Here is a 17,662-nt window from a genome sequence, read left to right as displayed (position 1 = left end):
AGCCTCTTGACCCGGCGGGTTGCCCGATGCTATCCGCCCCTCTTGATCTTGTGGAATCATCCGTCCGCTTCACCGGCCGGACCGGTTCCGCCTGACCCGCGCCGCCATCCGGGCCGTGCGCGACGCCGCCACCGCAGGGACGCCACCGCAGCGCCATGAGCGATATTTTCCGCGAAGTCGACGAGGATCTGCGCCGGGACCGCGCGGAGCACATCTTCAAGAAATACGGCGGCGCCATGATCGCCGCGGCCGTCCTGGTCGTCGCCGGAACCGGCGGCTACAGCTACTGGCGCCATTGGCAGGCGCAGCAGAAGCAGGAGCAGACCGCCGCCCTGGTCACCGCCATCTCGCAGAGCGCGCAGGGCCCGGAAAAGGGGATCGAGGCGCTGTCTGCCTTCGCCGGCTCGGCCAAGCCCGACCTCGCCGCCATCGCGCAGTTCAACGCCGCGGCGCTGCTGATCCGCCAGAGCAAGCCGGACGAGGCCGCGACCGTCTATGACGGCATCGCCGCCAATGGTTCCGTGCCCGCAGAATACCGCGACCTCGCCACCCTGCTGGCGGTGACGCAGCGTGCGGAGAAGGGCGACCCGGCGCAGCTGACGGCGAAGCTGCAGCCGCTGACCGTCGACAGCAGCCCCTGGCGCTTCACCGCGCGCGAGCTGACGGCGATGCTGGCTGCCCGCGCCGGGGATACCGAGAAGGCGCGCACGCTCTACAAGCAACTGGCGGATGACCAGCAAGCGCCGTCGGGCGTGCGTGGCCGTGCCGCCGATCTCGCCTCCCTCTACGGCAAGGGCTGATCCAGGGCCATGAAGACCAACAAGACCAAGGCCGGCTCCATCCGCCGCGCGGCGCTGCTGTCCGCATCGCTGCTGTCCGTCTTCCTCGCCGGCTGCGACACCATCGACGGCTGGTTCGGCAAGACGCCCGATCCGCCCCTGCCGGGCAAGCGCGTCGCCGTCCTCCAGCGCGAGCGCAAGGTGGAGCCGGACGCCCAGCTCGCCGCCGTCGCCGTCACCGTGCCGCCGCCGGTCGCCAACGCGGCCTGGGCGCAGCCCGGCGGCACGCCGGACCATGTGCTGGGCAACCTCGCCCTGTCGGCCAACCCGTCCGACGCCTGGCGCGCCGACATCGGTTCGGGCTCCAGCAGCTCGCGCGCCCTGCTCGGCACGCCGGTGATCGCCGACGGCCGCATCTTCGCGATGGACGCCGACTCGCACGTCGCCGCGCTGAACGAGCGCAGCGGCCAGTCGCTGTGGCGGGTCGACACCCGGCCGGAGAACGAGCGGGGCGGGGCCACCGGCGGCGGCGTCGCCTATGCCGACGGCCGCGTCTATGCCGCCACCGGCTTCGCCGAGGTGCTGTCGCTCGAGGCATCCACCGGCAAGATCCTGTGGCGCAAGCGCATCGCCGGCCCGGTCCGCGGTGCGCCGACGGTTGCCGGCGGCCGGGTTCTGGTCATCACGCTCGACAACCAGACCATCGCGCTCTCCACCGACGACGGTTCGGTGCAGTGGTCGCAGCAGGGCATCCTGGAGACCGCCGGCCTGCTCGGCGCCGCCAGCCCCGCCGCGACCGGCACACTGGTCGTCTCCCCCTATTCCTCGGGCGAGCTGTTCGGCCTGCGTCCGGAAAACGGCCGCGTTTCCTGGCAGGACAGCCTCGCCGCCATCCGCCGCACCGGCCAGCTGAGCAATCTGGCCGACATCCGCGGCCTGCCGGTGGTCGACCGCGGTTATGTCTATGCCATCGGCCATTCCGGCCGCATGGTCGCCATCGACGAGCGCATCGGCGTCCGCATCTGGGAAACCGAGATCGGCGGCGTCCAGACGCCGTGGGTCGCCGGCGATTACCTGTTCGTCGTCACCAACGACCAGGAGGTCGTCGCGGTGGCGCGCCAGACCGGCAAGGTCCGCTGGGTGGCGCCGCTCGCCCGCTTCAAGGATCCGGAGGACAAGTCCGGTCCGATCGTCTGGTCCGGCCCGGTGATGGCGGGCAGCCGCCTGTGGGTCACCGGTTCCAACGGCCAGCTGCTCGGCCTGTCGCCGTCGGACGGCCGGGTGGAGGTTACCCGTTCGCTTCCCACCGGTTCCTACTTGCCGCCGGTCGTTGCCAACAACACTCTTTATGTGCTGTGCGACAACGGAACGCTGGTCGCGTTCCGCTGATCGCGGATTTCCTCCGTCTGTTGTGAAAGGCCTTTGGCCCCATGTCGTTCACCGTGGTCCTCGTCGGTCGGCCGAATGTCGGCAAATCGACTCTCTTCAACCGTCTGGCCGGCAAGAAACTGGCCCTGGTGGACGATACGCCGGGCGTCACCCGTGACTGGCGCTCGGCCCCGGCCCATGTCGGCGGCCTGTCCTTCACGGTGGTCGATACCGCCGGCCTGGAGGACGTGACCGACGACAGCCTGGAGGCGCGCATGCGCCGCCAGACCGAGCAGGCGCTTGAGCGCGCCGACGTGGCGCTGTTCATCATCGACGCCCGTGCCGGCATCACCCCGCTGGACCGCCATTTCGCCAAACTGCTGCGCCGGAGCAAGACCCCGGTCCTGTTGGTCGCCAACAAGACCGAAGGCAAGGCCAGCCAGCCCGGCATGTTCGAATCCTACGAGCTGGGCCTCGGCGATCCGATTCCGCTGTCCGCCGAGCATGGCGAGGGCATGGCCGATCTGGTCGAGGCGCTGCTGCCCTATGCCCCGCCGGAGGATGACTCCAAGGCCGAGGAGAAGGACGACGGCTTCGATCCCTCCATTCCGGTCGGCGACCAGCCGGAACCGGAGGAGGATCGCAGCAAGCCGATCCAGATCGCCATTGTCGGCCGTCCGAACGTCGGCAAATCGACCCTTCTGAACAGCCTGCTGGGCGAGGAGCGCGTGCTGACCGGCCCCGAGGCCGGCATGACCCGCGACGCGATCACGGTCGATTGGGAATGGCGCGACCGCCGCTTCAAGCTGGTCGACACCGCCGGCATGCGCCGCCGCGCCCGCGTCGACGAGAAGGTGGAGAAGCTGGCGGTCGCCGACAGCCTGCGCGTCATCCGTATGGCCAATGTCGTGGTGCTGGTGGTCGATGCCGCCGCCATCCTCGACAAGCAGGATCTGACCATCGCCCGTCTGGTGATCTCGGAAGGCCGCGCCCTGGTGATCGCCGTCAACAAGTGGGACACGGTCGACGACCGCGCCATGGCGCTGCGTCAGGTCGAGGACAAGCTGCAGGCCTCGCTCGGCTACATCAAGGGCGTGAAGGTCGTCACCATCTCGGCGCTGAAGGGCCACAAGCTGGACACGCTGCTGGACGGCGTGCTGGAGACCTACACCGTCTGGAACCGCCGCATCCCGACGGCGCAGCTGAACCGCTGGATCGAAGGCGTTCTGGAGCATCACCCGCCGCCCCTGGTCGAGGGCCGCCGGGTCAAGATCCGCTACGTCACCCAGGTGAAGACCCGTCCGCCGACCTTCGCTCTGTTCGTCAACAAGCCGCTGGATTTGCCGGAAAGCTATCAGCGCTATCTGACCACCCACCTGCGCGACAGCTTCGACATGCCCGGCGTGCCGGTGCGCCTGCTGCTGCGCAAGGGCAAGAACCCCTACGCCGAGGATTGATCCGCGGATTCCCCCTCTCCTCAGGCGGGGAGAGGGAAGAATGTGAGTGGGTCAAACGCCGCCAAGGAGCCACCCCGACTCAATAATGCGGCGGCGGCCGGTCGTCCTGCGGGGAGGCGATGGCGTATTCCGCCGCCTCCACCCGGTCGCGCATGCGCTTCAATTGGGCGGTCAGGCGATCGATGGTCTGGCCCTGGGCGAAGATGACCTCGGACATCTCCTCCGCCATGCGCTCGTGATGGGCGAGGCGGCTTTCCAGATCGGCGAGGCGTTGTTCGAGAGCGGGATCCATTAGGCACCGGTCAGGGAAAGTGAAAGGGAAGACGGGGAACGGGCCGCAAGATGGACCATTCCCCGCTCCGGGTCGAGTTGCCTTTCCGCTCACACCATTGCAGAGGTGCCGGCCAGCCAGCCGGACAGGCCGGTCAGCACCAGCACCGTCAGGCCGGCCAGCCTTAGGGTCAGCGGCGCCATCGCCAGCCCGCCCATCAGCTTGTCGTTGCGCAACAGCAACAGCATCGGGATCAGGATGAAGGGCAGGGTCAGCGCCAGCACCACCTGACTCAGCACCAGCAACCCGTCCACCGCGCCGTCACCGGCACTGCCCAGAACCGCCAGCGCCGGGATGAGCGAGGCGCCACGGGTGATCAGCGCGCGGGTGATCGGGCGCAGCCGCAGGTTCAGAAAGCCTTCCGTCACCATCTGCCCGGCCATCGTGCCGGTGGTGGTGGAGCTTTGCCCGGCAGCCAGCAGGGCGATGGCGAAGACCAGCGCGGCGGCGCCGCCGATGCTGCTGCCCAGCAGGGCGTGCGCATCCTCGATGCCGGGGGCGCTGCCGGCTCCGGCCCCCTGGAAGGCCACTGCTGCCACCGCCAGGATGGCGCCGTTGACCAGACCGGCCAGGGCCAGTGCACTCGACAGGTCGATGGTCAGCCAGCGCGCGGCCTGCCGGCGCTCCTCCTCCGTCTTCACCTCGGCCAAGCGCGAGCGCACCAGACCGGAGTGCAGGAACAGGTTGTGCGGCATGACGGTGGCACCGACGATGCCCAGCGACAGGTACAGCATCTGCGGATCGCGGGCCATGTCGACGCTGGGCATCAGGCCGGCCAGCAGGGCGGCGGGGTCGGGGCGGGCGATCACCAGTTCCCAGGCGAAGCAGACCACCACCACGCTCATCAGCGCGCCGACGACCAGTTCAGGGGCGCGGCCTCGGGCGCCGGGCAGGGCCAGGATGCCGAAGGTCAGCACGGCGGAGATCACCACGCCGGCCATGATCGGGATGCCGAACAGCAGCTTCAATGCAATGGCGCTGCCCAGCAGTTCAGCCAGATCGGTGGCGATCATCGCCAGTTCCGACACCGCCCACACCAGCATCGCCACCGGGCGCGGGAAACGCAGGCGAATCAGCCGTGCCAGATCGGTGCCGGTCGCCAGCGTCAGCCGGACGATCAGCCCTTGCAGGAAGATGCCGGCGAGACTGGCGATCAGCACCGCCGACAGCAGCGCGAAGCCGAAGCTGGAGCCCGCCGCGATGTCCGTCGCCCAGTTTCCGGGGTCCATATACCCGACCGCCACCACGAAGCCGGGGCCGAGCATCGTCCAGAAGCGTCGCCCGCCTGCCGGGGCAGCAGTGCGGACGGAATCGGCGGTGGTGGGGGATGCGGTCTTCACGCCGGTTGCTCCTGAACGGTCCGATGGCGGCCAGAGGATTGGCTGCCGATGCAACTTGGCAGGATATTTCGATAGCGTCCAATCGATGCTTTCTAACATCGAGATAGGCGTTACCTATGGAAATGGGCGCTCTGCCAAGGCAGGTCCAGTTCAGAACAGCATGATGGTCACTTCGTTCGCAGTGCAGCAGTGCCATGCGGGCGAATTTCGGCGGGAACCATTCGGGATGCTCAGCGCCGGCTTTTATCGTCGACGGGGGCCGAAACGCTTGCGCGGAGCGCCGCGGAAACCGGCGGCGGGCGGTGGCTCGCGGCGGCGGGCGCGGGACGCCAGCGCTTCCGACAGGCGCTGGCCGATGGCGTCACGGGCGCTGCGCACACGCTCCCGGTCGGGCAGCGCATCCGGGAACTTGCGCGCGGCCCAGAAATAGAGGTCGCAGGCGCGAGACGCCGCTTCCAGCACATCGGCGGCCAGCCCATCGAACCGCGCCGGGATCAGTCGGGCAAGCGGCAGGACCTCACCGGCCTCCACCGCGTCCAGGATGGCGGCGAAGACCTTGGCGTCCTCCGGCTCCTCCAGATCGGCGGGGGCGAGCAGCAGGTCGAGCTTGGCGGCGAGCGCCAGCCGCCGCGCGTCCAGCATCGGCGCGGCGCGGCGGAGCGCCGACAGGTCGGCCAACCGGAAAGGGGAGCCGGCGGTGGCGGCGGTGCCGAAGCACTCCACCAGCAGCCGCGTCTCGTCGCTGTCTATGTGGCTGGCGAGGCGGGCCAGCATGGCGCGGGTCGGGCGCACGGGCAGGGGCGCGTCGGCGCGCAGGCGGCGGTCGGGCGCCTCCAGCAGGCGCTTCAACGCGGCGGGGGTGCCGCGGGCGATGACGCCGAAATGCCCTTCTTCGAACTGGCCGAAGCGGCCGGCGCGGCCGGCGATCTGCTTCACCTCCGTCGCGGTCAGCGGGCGGACGCTGCTGCCGTCGAACTTCTCCAGCGCGGTGAACAACACGCGGCGGCAGGGTAGGTTCAGCCCCATGCCGATGGCGTCGGTCGCCACCACCACGTCTGCCTGGCCGGCCAGGAAGCGCGCCGCCTCACGCCGCCGCACCGCCGGGGCCAGCGCGCCATAGATTGCGGCGACCGACAGCCCTTGCGCCAGCAGAGTGTCGCGGACGCTGTGGACCTCACGGCGGGAGAAGGCGATCAGGGCGTCGCCGCGCTCCACCTCCGTCCAGTCGAGCCGGCGGTCGAGCATCGACAGCGGGGTCTTGCGGTCGAGTTCCACCACCTCCAGCGCCTCGCCGAGATGGGCGGCGGCACGCTCCACCAGCGGGCGGACCTCCGGCGCGCCGAGAATATAGACGGTCTCGGCCGGAACGCCCATCAAGGCGGCAGTCCAGGCCCATCCGCGCGCGGGGTCGGCCAGCATCTGGATTTCGTCGATCACCGCGACCTCCACCGGGCGGTCGGGGTCCATCACCTCGATGGTGGAGGCGGTGTGGCGGGCGCCGGGGGTGCGGATCTCCTCCTCGCCGGTGATGAGGGTGGTTGGTGTGCCTTCGGCGTTCAGCCGCTCCATCACTTCCAGTGCCAGCAGGCGCAAGGGCGCCAGATAGACGCCGTCGCGCGCCTCGCGAAGTGCCGAAATGGCGCGGTGTGTCTTGCCGGAGTTGGTCGGGCCGATCACCAGCACCAGCTTGCGGTTCATGCCGCGCGCCACGGGAAACAGCCGTTCGAAGCGGGAGAAGTCGAAATGACGGTCGACGTAGGTCCGGCCGCGCGCCTCCGCCCGGTCACGCCGCCACTGGTCGTATTCGCGGTCCCAGCGGTCGAGCAACTCGTCGGAGTCCGTCCGGTTGCGGGCGGCCTTGCCCAGCCGCTCGGTGAGGCTGGCAAAGCCCCAGTCGGGGTCGTCGCCGGCCCGCTCCGCCAGATCGCGCAAGCGGGCGGCGACGCGGGACAGCGCCTCGTCCAGGGCGGTGCGCAGGGCCGGGTCATGGTCGAGCCGGGCCGACAGTTCGCCGTCGGAAAGGTCTGACAGGTCCAGCGCATCGAAGGTCCGCGATACCTGCAGGCGGATGGCCGGAGCCATGCCGGGCCAGGGCAGGTCGTCGATGCGGACGGCGCGGACGCGGGTACGGTCCTCGCAGGACAGCAACGCGGTGTGGGTTCCGGCCAGCGCGCGGCGACCCTGGGCCAGCAACGCATCGCGGCGGCGGGCGCGGTCGATGCGGCCGGTGATTTCCATCAGGATGGCCTCGCGCCGCTCCGCCGGGACCAGCAGGTCGCGCTTGCCCTTGGGCAACGGCAGGCCGAGCGGCACCAGACCGCGCGCCTCGGCGTCAGGCATCCGCAGCACGCCGGCGGCCCCCAGCGTCGTCACCTCCGGATGGGCGACGGCGAGGTCGTGGACCAGATGCGGGTCGGCGGGTGTGTGAGCGTCGTCTGTCATGTGGCTTGTCCGGAGGCGATGTGGTGCAGCACGATGCCGCTGGTGGTCGCCACGTTGAGCGAATCGAAACCGCCGGCCATAGGGATGCGCACGCTGCGGGCACGCGCCAGCAGGGCAGGCGGCAGGCCCGGCCCCTCCGACCCGAACAGCAACGCCGCGCGGCGGGGCGGGGCCAGGGCGTCCAGCGTCTCGGCACCGGCGGGGCTGAGCGCCACCGCCTCGAACCCGAACCGGTCAAGCAGGGCGAGCGGGTCCTCGCCCGGAGCGAGCTTGGCCGTCGGCACCAGCAGGGTCGCGCCGACGGATACGCGGATTGCCTTGCGGTAGAGCGGATCGCAGCAACCCGGATCGAGGATCACCGCATCGGCGCCGAAGGCGGCGGCGTTGCGGAAGATGCCGCCCATGTTGTCGTGGTTGCCGATGCCGAACAGCATGACGATTCGGGCGACCGGGCCGCAGGCATCGAGCAGGTCCGCCGCGCTCGGCACGGCAGTCTTCTCGCCGACGGCAAGGATGCCGCGATGCAGGGGAAAGCCGGCGATGCGGTCGAGCACCCCTTGTGTGGCGGTGTAGATGGGGGTGTCCGCGGGCAGCGCGGCCAGCATCGGCTCCAGCGCCGTCACCCGCTTGTCGGCGATCAGCAGCGAGCGGGCGCGGTAGCGGGTGGACTGCACGAGGCTGCGCACCACCACCGCACCCTCCGCGATGAACAGCCCGTCACGGCCGACGAGGTCGCGCTCCCGCACGTCGCGATAGGGCTCGATGCGCGGATCCTCGGGGTCGGTGATCGGGATGATGGTGGGCAAGCGGGCAACTCGGCGTCGGGGGTGTGCGCCTACTTAGTGCATGTCGGGGGCGCTTTCCAATGGCATACCCCCTTGCCGATGCTGAAGCTTCCCCTCATGTTGCGATGCAGCATAAAAAATGAGGAGCCGCCGGACATGACCATGATCCGAAGGCTGTGGAACCGCATGCGCGGCAGGGCGAAGCTGGTGCCGCGCGTTCTGCCTGCGGAACCGTTGGAACTGTCTGGGCCGGGGCCGATGCTGGCCCTGCCGCGGCCCAAGCCGATGCTGGCGCTGGCGTTGCAGGGCGGTGGCGCGCACGGCGCCTTCACCTGGGGCGTGATCGACCGGCTGCTGGAGGAGGATATCCGGCTGGTCGGCGTCAGTGGCGCCAGCGCCGGGGCGATGAACGCGACGATGCTCGTGCAGGGCTGGGCAAGGGGCGGGCGCGACGGGGCTCGGGCCGAACTGGCGAATTTCTGGGAGCGGGTGAGCGCCGCCGGCCGGCTTGGGCCGATCAGGCCAAGCCTGACCGACCGGCTGCTCGGCCGCTGGAACGTCGATCATGCGCCGGGGACCCATCTGCTGGATTGGGCGAAGCGCTGGGTCACCCCCTATCAGACGCAGGCGGCCGATTTCCACCCGCTGCGCGGATTGCTGGCGGAAATGGTGGATCCGGAACTGATTCGGCGGAGCGGGCTGCGGCTGTTCGTCAGCGCCACCAATGTGCGCAGCGGCGCCCTGCGGCTGTTCGACGAGACGGAGCTTCAGGTCGATCATCTGCTGGCCTCCGCCTGCCTTCCGCACCTGTTCCGCGCGGTGCGGATCGATGGGGAGGATTATTGGGACGGCGGCTATCTCGCCAATCCCCCGCTGTCGCCGCTGGCGGAGGCCTTTCCCGGTGCCGACCTGATGGTGGTGGCGATCAACCCCTTCACCTGCGCCACCACGCCGGAGGACCCGGCCGGCATCGCCGCCCGGCTGAACCAGATCACCTTCAACGCCGCCCTGCTGCAGGAGATGCGCTGCCTGTCCGCCCTTCGCGACGCTCCGCGCCTGCACCTGATCGGCGCCGACGAGCATTTGCAGGATTTGGGGCTCTATTCGAAGCTGATGACCGACTGGAGCTTCCTCAACTGGCTGCGCGACGCGGGGCGCGAGGCGGCCGGGCGCTGGGTGGAGGAGAATCTTGGCCGCGTCGGCGTGGAAGGCACCGCCCGCTCGCCGGCCCTGGCCTGAAGCTCACTGCCTGAAGCTCACTGCCTGACGCTCACTGCCTGACGCTCACTCCGCAGGGTGCTGCCCCGTCGGTTGCTGCCCCGTCAATTGCTGTTGGGCGTCCGGATCGGTGTGGGCGAACCAGCGCTTCATCCGGCGCGACAGCCCGTCCAGATAAGTCAGCGCCACCGGCACCACCAGCAGCGTCAGGATGGTGGAGGACAGGAGGCCGCCGATCACCGCATGGGCCATCGGTGCCCGCTGCTGCGCGCCCTCGCCGATGCCGAGCGCTAGCGGGATCATTCCGAAGATCATCGCCGCGGTGGTCATCACGATGGGGCGCAGGCGGATGATCCCGGCCTCCACCAGCGCGTCGTGCAGGCCGGCGCCGCGCTTGCGCGCCTGGTTGGCGAAATCGACCAGCAGAATGGCGTTCTTGGTCACCAGACCCATCAGCATGATGAAGCCGATGGCGCTGAAGATGTTCAGCGTCGATCCCGCCACCAGCAGCCCCAGGAACACGCCGACCAGCGACAGCGGCAGCGAGGCCATGATGGCGAGCGGCTGCAGGAAGCTGCCGAACTGAGAGGCCAGGATCAGGTAGATCAGGATGACGGCAAGCGCCAGCGCCTGCGCCGCGTAACCGCTGGTCTCCGCGATGTCCTTGGTCGAGCCGCCGAAGACGATGCGGTAGCCGGGCGGCAGCTCGATCTTGGCGAGGGCCGCCTGCAACTCGCGCCCGGCGTCACCGGCGGCGCGGCCCTGGACGTTGGCCTGGACATTCACCTCGCGCTGCAGGTCGCGCCGGTTGATCTGCGAGGCGCCGAGCGTGGTCGTCACATCCGCCACCTGGGACAGCGGGATCATGCGCGGTGTGCCGTTGGCGTCCTTACCGCCCGACAGATAGATGCGGTCCAGATCGGCGCGGCCGGCGCGGGCGGCCTCCGGCAGGCGGACCAACACGTCGTAGCTCTCGCCGTCCGGCGCCTTCCAACTCGACACCGTGTCGCCGGCGAACAGCGGGCGCAGTGTGTCGGCGACCTTGGTGGTGCTTATGCCGAGATCGCTGGCAAGTTCGCGCTCCAGCCGGACGGCCAGCGTCGGCTTGGCCGCCTTCAGCGTGCTGTCGACATCGACGAAGCCGGGGATGGCGCGCATGGCGCCGACGACCTTCTGCGACAGCCGGTCCAACTCGGCGATGTCGCGGCCCTGCACCGACACCTGGATCTGCTTCTGCACGCCGCCGACGCCGGGGATGGCGATGCCCATGGTCACGCCGGGGATCGCCGACAGCCGTTGGCGCAGCAGCGGCGCAAGGTCGTTCGGTGAGCGCTTGCGCTGGTCGATGGGGACGTAGCGCAGATAGATGCTGCCGCGGTTGTGGCCGATCGACACGCCGGTGTTCACGGTGCTGTAAGTATAGGCGATTTCCGGGAACTCGCGGATCGCGGCCTCGACCTGTTTGGTCTTGGCGGTGGTCGCGGCCAGCGACGAGCCGACGGGGGTTTCCACCTCGACGATCTGCTCGCCCAGGTCGGCGGCGGGCACGAACTCGACGCCGATATGCGGGACCAGCAGAAAGCTGCCGAAGAAGATCGCCAGCGCCGCGACCGCCACCAGCCAGCGCCGCCGCAGGCCCCAGCGCAGCAGCCGGCCATAGCCGTGGGAGACGGACTCGAACCCCCGCTCGAACGCGGCGGCAAAGCGACCGAAGATGGAGCGGCCGTGTTTGCCGTGCGCTGCCGGGTCGTACCAGAGGCTGGACAGCATGGGATCGAGCGTGAAGGACACGAACAGAGAGATCAGCACCGCCGCCGAGACGGTGATGCCGAATTGCAGGAAGAAGCGGCCGATGATGCCGCCCATGAAGGCGACCGGCAGGAACACCGCGACGATGGTCAGCGTCGTCGCCAGAACCGCCAGCCCGATCTCCGCCGTGCCGTCGAGTGCCGCCTGCCGGTGGCCCTGGCCGCGGGCGAGGTGGCGCATGATGTTCTCGCGCACGACGATGGCGTCGTCGATCAGGATGCCGATGGCGAGCGACAGCGCCATCAGCGTCATCATGTTCAGCGTGAAGCCCATCGCCGCCAGCATGCCGAAGGTGCCGAGCACGGCGACCGGCAGGGTCAGGGCGGTGATGACCGTGCTGCGCCAGGACCCGAGGAAGACCATGACGATCAGGATGGTCAGGATACCGCCCTCGACCAGCGTCTTCTGCACGTTGCTGAGCGAGTTGGTGATGCCGCGGGAGCTGTCGCGCACCACCGCCAGCGTCACGTCCGGCGGCAGGGAGCCGTTGGTGCGAAGATCCTCGATCGCCGCATGCAGGCCGCGCGCAACCTCCACCGTGTTGGCGCCCTGGACCTTCACCACGTCGACGGCCAGCGCCGGGTTGCCGTTCAGCAAGGCTGCGGAGTCCTGCTCCTCCTGCCCGTCGATCACCTCGGCGACCTGACCCAGCCGCACCGGGCTGTTGCCGCGGCGGGCGACGATCAGGTCCAGCAGATCGCGCGGGTTGCGGACGCGCCCCTCGACCTGGACCACGCGTTCCCGCCCCTGGCCGGTGACGGTGCCGGCGGGCACGTCCTGGTTCTCGCCGGTGACGGTGGCGATCACCTCGTCGACGCCGACGTTCAGCGCCTCCAGCTTTTCCCGCTTCAGGCGGACCAGGATCTGGCGCTTCACCCCGCCGGCGATGGTCGCCTTGCCGACGCCGCGGACATTCTGCAGCCGCTTCAGGATGATCTGGTCGGTGAGCGTGGTGAGGTCGCGCAGACTGCGCAGGTCGGAGGTGACCGCGATGGACAGGATCGGCTGGTCATCCGGGTTGAAGCGGGTGATCTGCGGGTCCTTCACCTCGTCGCGGAAGGTCGCGCGGATGGCCGAGACCTTCTCGCGCACGTCCTGCAACGCCTGGACCGAGGAGGTCTTCAGGTCGAACTCGGCGATCACCACCGACTGGCCTTCATAGGAGCGCGAGGTCAGCGTCTTGATGCCGGCAATGGTGTTGATCGCATCCTCGACCGGTCGGGTGATGTCGGTCTCCACCGTCTCCGGGCTGGCGCCGGGATAGCTGGTGCTGACCACCACCACCGGGAAATCGACGTCGGGAAACAGGTCGACGCCCAGCCGGTTGTAGGAGAAGAGGCCGAGCACCATCAGCGCCACCATCATCATGGTGGCGAAGACCGGGTTGTCGACGCTGATGCGGGTGATCGGCATGGCGGTTGCTCCGGATCAGGCGCCGGCAACCGTGACGGGGCGGCCGGCGGTCAGGCCGGGCAGGTTGCCGGTGACGACGCGGTCGCCCGGCGCCAGCCCTTCCACCTGCACCAGATCGCCCCGCGCCCACGACGCCACCCGCGTGACCGGCCGGCGTTCGGTGCGGCCATCGGCGATGATCAGAACGAAGTCGCCCCGCTCGTCATGGCGGACGGCGAACGGCGGCACGGCGATGGCGCCCGATGCCTGCGCCACCAGAACCTCGCCGCTGGCGAACATGCCGCCGCGCAGCGCGCCGTCCTTGTTGTCGATCGTCACATAGACGGGAATGGCGCGCGATCCCGCCCGCGCCATCGGATTGATGCGGGCGAGGCGGCCGGCGAACTCCCGCTCGCCGAATCCTTCCACCCGCAGTGTCGCGGTCTGGCCGACGGCGAGCCGCGCCACCTGCTCCGCCGGGACGGTCGCCTCGACCTCCACCCGCGACAGGTCGACGATGGTGAACATGGCGGCGTTCACCGCCAGATTCTCCCCCGGATTGACCGAGCGGGTGGCGACCATGCCGTCGATGGGGCTGACGACCACGGCGTCGCGCAGGGCCTTGCGCGCCAGTTCCACCTGGGCGGCCAGCGCATCGACCTGCGCGCGCTGGAAGCCGAAGCTGCTTTCGGCCTGATCCAGGCTGGTGTCGGAAACGATGTTGCTGCGGTTCAGCGTGCGATTCTTGGCCAATGTCTTTTCGGCCAGCACCATCTGGGCGCGGGCGCCTTCCAGATTGGCCTGCTTCTCGTTCAGGCGGGCCGTCAGTTCGACCGTGTCGAAGCGGGCCAGCACGTCGCCGCGGCGCACAGCCTGCCCCTCGCGCACCAGCACCTCGGCCAACCTCGCAGCCACTTCCGCCTTCACCGCCGACTGCTCCATCGGGGAAACGGAGCCGCTGAGGCGCACGGTTTCCGTCAGTGCGCGCGGTACGACCGCCGTGACTTCCAGCGCCGTCAGTTCCACCGGCCGTTCCGCCGCCGGAATGGCCGCAGCGGGGGGCGGTGCCGCCGGGCTGCGGGCACGCCACAGGGCAACCCCGCCGCCGGCCGCAATCAGGACCAGCAGGACCAGCAACAGCCTGCCGAACCGCCGCCGCGGACGGGGCGGGGGCGGTGCATCGCCCTGCGGCGAAGGCCGCTGGGGCTGCAAAGGCTGGGGAGCCGGTGTGAAGGTCCGTTGCGGGGCGGTCATGATGGTCGATCCAGTTCGGCCGGCGCAGGGCCATCAAGAGGTACGATCAAGGCATGCGATCAAGACATTCGACTGGGACGGCGTCGGTTGAGGGCTTGGCCGGCGCCTTCCATTAGGGGTGGCGGCGATGTTCCGTCAAGGTTCTCGTTGTCGCGCCATTGATGGGACTGGGTGATGGGGTGGTCCTATCCAGATGGGCAGCGAAGATTGGCATACCAGCATTTGCCAAAAATCCTAATTGTCGACTTCGTTACAAGGGATAAATCGGGCAACTTTGAGGCATCTTCGGGACAGGATTCGGTAAATGGCCGTGATGTCGCTTGACAGGCGTGGCCTATACATTGAAAAGCGATCCAACTCTTGTCCCGCCCGCGCCAACAGCACGGAAATTCACTCGTGGTCATACGAAACCTCGCGACGATCAACGCCGCCGGTGCAATGCTGTGCCTCGCCCTCGGTCTGGCCGGCTGCGCCTCCGAAGCGCCGCAGGTGCAGACGGCCCCGCCGGTCGAAGCCGCTTATGTCCCGGACCCGAACGATCCGCTGTCGCGCTGGGTCCCGCTGATCCGCGAGGCTTCCCAGAAATACGACATGCCGGAAAAATGGATCCGCGCGGTGATGATGCGGGAGAGCAATGGCCGTGCGACCACCAACAGCGGCAAGGTTCTGACCAGCTCCGCCGGCGCCCTCGGGCTGATGCAGGTGATGCCCGGCACCTATGAGCTGATGCGGACGCAATATGGTCTCGGTCCCGACCCGTCCGACCCCCACGACAACATCATGGCCGGCACCGCGTACCTGCGCGAGATGTACGACCTGTTCGGCGCTCCCGGTTTCCTGGCCGCCTACAATTGCGGCCCGGCCTGCTACGCCCAACATCTGGCCGGCAAGCAGCGGCTGCCGCGCGAGACGAAGTTGTATCTGGCGGCCCTGACCCCGGTGCTGCGTGGCGTCGGGCCGCGCGAGCCGTCGCAGGCCGCCGGTGCCTCGGCCATCGAGGTCGCGGTCGTTCCGGACGACGCGCCCAAGCCGCACGGCGGCAAGCCTGCCGCCCCGCCGCAGCGGTCCGAGCCGGCGCCGGTCGTGGTCGCGTCCGTCGAGCCGGGCTCCCGTGCGCCAGAATCCCGTGCGGTCGAGCCGCGCCGAATGGAGCCGCGCCCGGCCGAGCCGAAACTCGCCGAGCCGGCCCCCGTCGCGGTCGCGTCGCTGCCCGCACCGGTGCTGCCGGCGGCCAAACCGGTCCAGGTCGCCAGCCTCGACCAGGCGCCGGCGCCGACCACGCATCGGGTCAGCCCGCAATTCACCACCCAGGTCGCCGAAGCGCTGCTTCCGCCACAGTCGGTCGGCAAGGGAGAGCGCGTGGTGATGCGCTTCGTTTCCCAACGCGCCGATGGCTGCGGCAGCCTCGCCGGCCGCGACCGCGCCTGCGTCGCGCTGGCTGACGCACGGTAATACAAGAAGGCGGCCGGACATTTTCCCCATATCTGGAGAACAGGGCCGGCCGCCGTCTTTTCAGCGTGAGCTGAGCGATATTTTTTGCGCCCTTGCGGTCGGATTTGATCCGCATCACTTACGGATCGCCTCGCCACTGGCATAACGGTGAGATGGACCGGTCCAAACACACATCCAGCCCATACCCTCCCTGCAGCTGTTGCGGTGAAGAGGTGCTGCTTGGCGAACCCATGTATTGGACGCCGGAGCGTCCGGGCCATGTCTGGCACGACCTGTGCGCCCAGAGGGAGGGCCTTCTGCCGGCCACCCCCAAGCCGATGCGGGGCAAGCGGCGCAGTCCCAGGACGCAGACGGTCGAGTCTCTGTTTTGAGCGGCAACTGAACGGACAAAAGAAAAGGGGCGGTTTCCCGCCCCTTCGTCTTTCATCGGCAGAACCTTCCGCCCGCCTCATTCCCACTCGATGGTGCCGGGCGGCTTCGACGTGATGTCGTAGACCACGCGGTTGACGCCGCGCACCTCGTTGACGATGCGGTTGGACACGCGCGCCAGGAAGTCGTGGGGGAAGGGGTACCAGTCGGCGGTCATGCCGTCGGTAGAGGTCACCGCGCGCAGGGCCAGCACATGGTCGTAGGTGCGGCCGTCGCCCATCACGCCGACGGTGCGGACCGGCAGCAGAACGGCGAAGGCCTGCCAGATCGCGTCGTAGAGGCCGGCGTTGCGGATTTCCTCCAGATAGATCGTGTCGGCCTTGCGCAGGATCTCCAGCTTCTCCGGGGTGATCTCGCCGGGAACGCGGATGGCGAGGCCCGGGCCGGGGAAGGGGTGGCGGCCGATGAAGGCCGGCGGCAGGCCGAGTTCGCGGCCCAGAGCGCGGACCTCGTCCTTGAACAGCTCACGCAGCGGCTCGACCAGCTTCAGCTTCATCCGCTCCGGCAGGCCGCCGACATTGTGGTGCGACTTGATGGTGACCGACGGGCCGCCGGTGAAGGACACGCTCTCGATCACGTCGGGGTAGAGGGTGCCCTGGGCCAGGAATTCCGCACCGCCGACCTTGGCGCTCTCCTCGTCGAAGACGTCGATGAACAGGCCGCCGATGATCTTGCGCTTCTGCTCCGGATCGGTGACGCCGGCCAGCTTGCCCAGGAACAGGTCCGACGCCTCGCGGTGGACCAGCGGGATGTTGTAGTGGTCGCGGAACAGCCGCACGACCTCTTCCGACTCGCCGGCGCGCATCAGGCCGGTGTCGACGAAGATGCAGGTCAGCTGGTCGCCGATGGCCTCGTGGATCAGCACGGCCGCGACCGACGAATCGACGCCGCCCGACAGGCCGCAGATCACCTTGCCCTTGCCGACCTGGGCGCGGATCTTCTCGATCGCCTGCTGCTTGAAGGCGGCCATGGTCCAGTCGCCCTTGATGCCGGCGACCCGGTGGACGAAGTTCGCCAGCAGCTGCGCGCCGTGCGGGGTATGGACCACCTCCGGGTGGAACTGCACGCCATACATGCGGCGCTGGTCATTGGCGATGGCGGCGAAGGGCGCGCCGTCGCTGACCGCCACGGCGCGGAAGCCGTCCGGCAGCGCGGTGACGCGGTCGCCGTGGCTCATCCACACCTGTTCCTTCGACCCGACCTCCCACAGCCCGTCGAACAGGGCGCAGGGTTCCTTGATCTCGATGAAGGCGCGGCCGAATTCGCGGTGGTCGGAGCCGGAGACGTTGCCGCCCAACTGCTGGCACATCGTCTGCTGGCCATAGCAGATGCCGAGCACCGGGACCTTCAGGTCGAACACCGCCTGCGGCGCGCGCGGGCCGTTCGCCTCGGTGACGGAGGCCGGGCTGCCCGACAGGATGATCGCCTTCGGGTCATACTCGCGGATACGCTCGTCGCTCATGCCGAAGGGATGGATTTCGCAATAGACCCCGCTCTCGCGCACGCGGCGGGCGATGAGCTGGGTCACCTGCGACCCGAAATCGAGAATGAGGACGCGTTCGGCGGAAAGGGAAGCGGCGCTGGACATCGGCGAATCCTGATGCGT

Annotated in this window: 12 protein-coding genes; 5 read left to right on the top strand and 7 right to left on the bottom strand. The window is 69.0% G+C overall.

From position 1 onward, the window contains the following. The first annotated feature begins 155 nt into the window (after positions 1-155). From PWS46_RS07605 to der, 3 genes are read left to right on the top strand one after another with little or no spacing between them, the layout of a single operon-like run. Entirely contained in the window at positions 156-800 is a 645-nt protein-coding gene (locus PWS46_RS07605; protein ID WP_434613270.1) for a tetratricopeptide repeat protein, read from the top strand. A 9-nt stretch (positions 801-809) separates the two neighbouring features. Beyond that, complete coding sequence (locus PWS46_RS07600) at positions 810-2,168, top strand: PQQ-binding-like beta-propeller repeat protein (protein WP_434613267.1); 1,359 nt, start codon at positions 810-812, stop codon at positions 2,166-2,168. Positions 2,169-2,209: 41 nt separating this feature from the next. Then, positions 2,210-3,604 carry a ribosome biogenesis GTPase Der gene (gene der / locus PWS46_RS07595; protein WP_434613264.1) on the top strand — a complete coding sequence of 465 codons (1,395 nt, stop codon included), beginning with the start codon at positions 2,210-2,212 and terminating at the stop codon, positions 3,602-3,604. 79 nt (positions 3,605-3,683) lie between these two features. Here der and PWS46_RS07590 read toward each other — a convergent pair whose 3' ends face one another. From PWS46_RS07590 to PWS46_RS07575, 4 genes are all read right to left on the bottom strand, one after another. Then, a complete protein-coding gene (locus tag PWS46_RS07590; protein ID WP_085089623.1) occupies positions 3,684-3,896 on the bottom strand; it encodes a SlyX family protein in 213 nt (70 codons plus the stop codon). A gap of 89 nt (positions 3,897-3,985) precedes the next feature. Further along, on the bottom strand, positions 3,986-5,275 hold the full coding sequence (locus tag PWS46_RS07585; protein ID WP_434613260.1) for an Nramp family divalent metal transporter: 1,290 nt from the start codon (positions 5,273-5,275) through the stop codon (positions 3,986-3,988). 243 nt (positions 5,276-5,518) lie between these two features. Beyond that, a complete protein-coding gene (locus PWS46_RS07580; protein ID WP_434613257.1) occupies positions 5,519-7,717 on the bottom strand; it encodes a helicase-related protein in 2,199 nt (732 codons plus the stop codon). Further along, on the bottom strand, positions 7,714-8,523 hold the full coding sequence (locus tag PWS46_RS07575; RefSeq protein ID WP_434613254.1) for a TrmH family RNA methyltransferase: 810 nt from the start codon (positions 8,521-8,523) through the stop codon (positions 7,714-7,716). Before PWS46_RS07575 ends, PWS46_RS07580 begins: the two co-directional genes overlap by 4 nt. A gap of 135 nt (positions 8,524-8,658) precedes the next feature. Between PWS46_RS07575 and PWS46_RS07570 the strand changes: the two genes are divergently transcribed. After that, positions 8,659-9,741 carry a patatin-like phospholipase family protein gene (locus PWS46_RS07570; protein ID WP_434613251.1) on the top strand — a complete coding sequence of 361 codons (1,083 nt, stop codon included), beginning with the start codon at positions 8,659-8,661 and terminating at the stop codon, positions 9,739-9,741. A 45-nt stretch (positions 9,742-9,786) separates the two neighbouring features. On the opposite strand, the gene PWS46_RS07565 is transcribed toward PWS46_RS07570, so the two are convergent. Together PWS46_RS07565 and PWS46_RS07560 are read right to left on the bottom strand one after the other, a co-directional pair. Further along, a complete protein-coding gene (locus PWS46_RS07565; RefSeq protein WP_434613248.1) occupies positions 9,787-12,942 on the bottom strand; it encodes an efflux RND transporter permease subunit in 3,156 nt (1,051 codons plus the stop codon). 15 nt (positions 12,943-12,957) lie between these two features. Further along, positions 12,958-14,175, bottom strand: coding sequence for an efflux RND transporter periplasmic adaptor subunit (locus PWS46_RS07560; RefSeq protein WP_434613245.1), 1,218 nt, complete (start codon positions 14,173-14,175; stop codon positions 12,958-12,960). A 396-nt stretch (positions 14,176-14,571) separates the two neighbouring features. Here PWS46_RS07560 and PWS46_RS07555 point away from each other — a divergent pair, with 396 nt between their 5' ends. Then, positions 14,572-15,627, top strand: coding sequence for a transglycosylase SLT domain-containing protein (locus PWS46_RS07555; RefSeq protein ID WP_434613242.1), 1,056 nt, complete (start codon positions 14,572-14,574; stop codon positions 15,625-15,627). A gap of 448 nt (positions 15,628-16,075) precedes the next feature. Here the strand turns inward: PWS46_RS07555 and guaA are convergent, their stop codons facing one another. Next, on the bottom strand, positions 16,076-17,644 hold the full coding sequence (guaA, locus tag PWS46_RS07550) for a glutamine-hydrolyzing GMP synthase (protein ID WP_085089616.1): 1,569 nt from the start codon (positions 17,642-17,644) through the stop codon (positions 16,076-16,078). Between the last annotated feature and the right edge of the window lie 18 nt (positions 17,645-17,662).

The organism is Azospirillum sp. B2RO_4 (genome assembly GCF_051124815.1).
Lineage (GTDB): Bacteria > Pseudomonadota > Alphaproteobacteria > Azospirillales > Azospirillaceae > Azospirillum.
Note: the sequence above shows the minus strand (reverse complement) of the source record. Positions and strands in the feature narration are given on the sequence as shown.

Bases quoted from the DNA above. Each gene is read 5' to 3' on its own strand.
- PWS46_RS07600 (WP_434613267.1), top strand. From the start codon at position 810: ATGAAGACCAACAAGACCAAGGCCGGCTCCATCCGCCGCGCGGCGCTG.
- guaA (WP_085089616.1), bottom strand. From the start codon at position 17,644: ATGTCCAGCGCCGCTTCCCTTTCCGCCGAACGCGTCCTCATTCTCGAT.
- PWS46_RS07565 (WP_434613248.1), bottom strand. From the start codon at position 12,942: ATGCCGATCACCCGCATCAGCGTCGACAACCCGGTCTTCGCCACCATG.
- der (WP_434613264.1), top strand. From the start codon at position 2,210: ATGTCGTTCACCGTGGTCCTCGTCGGTCGGCCGAATGTCGGCAAATCG.
- PWS46_RS07590 (WP_085089623.1), bottom strand. From the start codon at position 3,896: ATGGATCCCGCTCTCGAACAACGCCTCGCCGATCTGGAAAGCCGCCTC.
- PWS46_RS07570 (WP_434613251.1), top strand. From the start codon at position 8,659: ATGACCATGATCCGAAGGCTGTGGAACCGCATGCGCGGCAGGGCGAAG.
- PWS46_RS07605 (WP_434613270.1), top strand. From the start codon at position 156: ATGAGCGATATTTTCCGCGAAGTCGACGAGGATCTGCGCCGGGACCGC.
- PWS46_RS07560 (WP_434613245.1), bottom strand. From the start codon at position 14,175: ATGACCGCCCCGCAACGGACCTTCACACCGGCTCCCCAGCCTTTGCAG.
- PWS46_RS07580 (WP_434613257.1), bottom strand. From the start codon at position 7,717: ATGACAGACGACGCTCACACACCCGCCGACCCGCATCTGGTCCACGAC.